2 protein-coding genes are annotated in these 2,271 nt (G+C 68.6%); one reads left to right on the top strand and one right to left on the bottom strand.

Going from position 1 to position 2,271, the window contains the following annotated elements; all coding sequences use genetic code 11:
• Positions 1 to 151 precede the first annotated feature (151 nt).
• Positions 152 to 505, bottom strand: coding sequence for an iron-sulfur cluster insertion protein ErpA (erpA, locus tag ACWGJY_RS37050; RefSeq protein WP_453265295.1), 354 nt, complete (start codon positions 503 to 505; stop codon positions 152 to 154).
• 325 nt (positions 506 to 830) lie between these two features.
• On the opposite strand from erpA, the gene nadA reads away from it, so the two are divergent.
• Positions 831 to 2,021, top strand: a complete 1,191-nt coding sequence (nadA, locus tag ACWGJY_RS37045; protein WP_453265294.1) for a quinolinate synthase NadA — start codon at positions 831 to 833, stop codon at positions 2,019 to 2,021.
• The last annotated feature ends 250 nt before the right edge of the window (positions 2,022 to 2,271 follow it).

The raw sequence follows: 2,271 nt of genomic DNA, 5'->3' as shown, positions 1-2,271 counted from the left end.
GCGGGTGGGTGGTGGTGGTGGCGTGGGTCGCGCCGGTGCCCTCGGGGGCCCCGGGTGCGCCCCCCCGCGGGGGGCCGCACCGAGACGGCAAAACGAAAGGCGGCGCTCCCCCATCGGGGGCGCCGCCTTTCGTACGTACTGCCCGTACCCCTTAGCTGAAGGAGTCGCCGCAGGCGCAGGAGCCGGTGGCGTTGGGGTTGTCGATCGTGAAGCCCTGCTTCTCGATGGTGTCGACGAAGTCGATGGAGGCGCCGCCCAGGTAGGGCGCGCTCATCCGGTCGGTGACGACCTTGACACCGTCGAAGTCCTTGACGACATCGCCGTCGAGCGAGCGCTCGTCGAAGAAGAGCTGGTAGCGCAGGCCGGAGCAGCCGCCGGGCTGAACCGCCACCCGCAGCGCGAGGTCCTCGCGGCCCTCCTGCTCCAGAAGGCTCTTGACCTTCGACGCGGCCGCGTCGGACAGGATGATGCCGTCGCTGACGGTGGTCTCTTCCTGAACGCTCATCTAGATCTCTCCCGGGTTGTACGGACCGCTTGTCATCGGTTGCAACCAGCTGCAACCGGGGACGTCCCGGATTAATTCCGGCTGGGCGCAATGCGTCGAGAAGCCTTCCGGACACTGCCGGCGGCAGCCTCTCGCCGTGTTCTCCCCTCATGCTCGCACACCGACGGCCGGGAACAGGTGGCCGACCGCACACGGCGGGGTGCTGATGCGTCACATCGACACAATGGCCATCGTCAAAGTGACATGAAGCGGCTATGATAGATAGCGTCAAATAGACGAAAAGGCGTATGCAAAAGCCGTCCGCAGAAAAGAGAGGGTGCGTGTTGTGACCACCGCCCAGCCCCTGGACGTCCAGCCGACCCCGCTGGCGCTGCTCCTCCTCGGCCGTGAGGCCGACCCGAAGAGCGAGCGCGGCGTGGAGTGCCCCGGCGATCTGCCGGCGCCGTCGGACCCTGGCCTCGTCGAGCGCGCCCGCGCGGCCAAGGCGAAGCTCGGGGACAAGGTCTTCGTCCTCGGGCACCACTACCAGCGCGACGAGGTCATCGAGTTCGCCGATGTGACCGGCGACTCCTTCAAGCTCGCGCGGGACGCCGCCGCCCGGCCGGACGCCGAGTACATCGTCTTCTGCGGTGTGCACTTCATGGCGGAGGCCGCGGACATCCTCACCGGCGACGACCAGCAGGTGATCCTCCCCGACCTGGCCGCCGGCTGCTCGATGGCCGACATGGCCACCGCCGAGCAGGTCGCCGAGTGCTGGGACGTGCTGACCGAGGCCGGTATCGCCGAGCAGGTCGTCCCCGTCTCCTACATGAACTCCTCGGCCGACATCAAGGCGTTCACCGGTAAGCACGGCGGCACGATCTGCACGTCCTCCAACGCCAAGCGGGCGCTGGACTGGGCCTTCGAGCAGGGGGACCCCGCAACGAGCAAGGTGCTGTTCCTGCCCGACCAGCATCTGGGCCGCAACACCGCCGTCCGCGACATGGGCCTGTCCCTGGACGACTGCGTGGTCTACAACCCGCACAAGCCGAACGGCGGCCTGACCGCCGAGCAGCTGCGGGCCGCCAAGATGATCCTGTGGCGCGGCCACTGCTCGGTGCACGGCCGGTTCTCGCTGGAGTCGGTGAACGACGTGCGGGAGCGCATTCCGGGCGTGAACGTCCTCGTCCACCCCGAGTGCAGGCACGAGGTCGTGGCGGCGGCGGACCACGTCGGCTCGACGGAGTACATCATCAAGGCGCTGGAGGCCGCCCCGCGCGGCTCGAAGTGGGCCATCGGCACCGAACTCAACCTGGTCCGCCGGCTGGCCAACCGCTTCGCCGCGGAGGACAAGGAGATCGTCTTCCTCGACAAGACGGTCTGCTTCTGCTCGACGATGAACCGCATCGACCTCCCCCACCTGGTGTGGGCGCTGGAGTCCCTCGCCGCCGGCAAGGTCGTCAACCGCATCGAGGTCGACAGGGAGACCGAGAGCTTCGCGAAGCTGGCGCTGGAGCGGATGCTGGCGCTGCCGTAAGCCCTCGCGGGCGGCGGCCGCGGCGCTTTGCCTTGGGCCCACGTTTTCGGCTTTTCCGCCGTGGGGCTTCTCGCCGTTGCGCCTGCGCTGCGTTTTGCCTTGGGCCCACGTTTTCGGCTTTCCCGCCGTGGTGGTTTCTCGCCGTTGCGCCTGCGGCGGGCCGGGTCCGCTGCGCGGGGCTGTGGGTGCGGTGACGGGCCGGAGGGGCCGGTGTGTGGGACTGCTTCGCTTTACGTCCCACACACCGGCC

The sequence above is a fragment of the Streptomyces sp. NPDC054765 genome, assembly GCF_053612065.1.
Note: the sequence above shows the minus strand (reverse complement) of the source record. Positions and strands in the feature narration are given on the sequence as shown.

What these genes read in the sequence shown, in the direction of transcription:
- erpA (WP_453265295.1), bottom strand. Translation starts at nt 505, where the DNA reads ATGAGCGTTCAGGAAGAGACCACCGTCAGCGACGGCATCATCCTGTCC.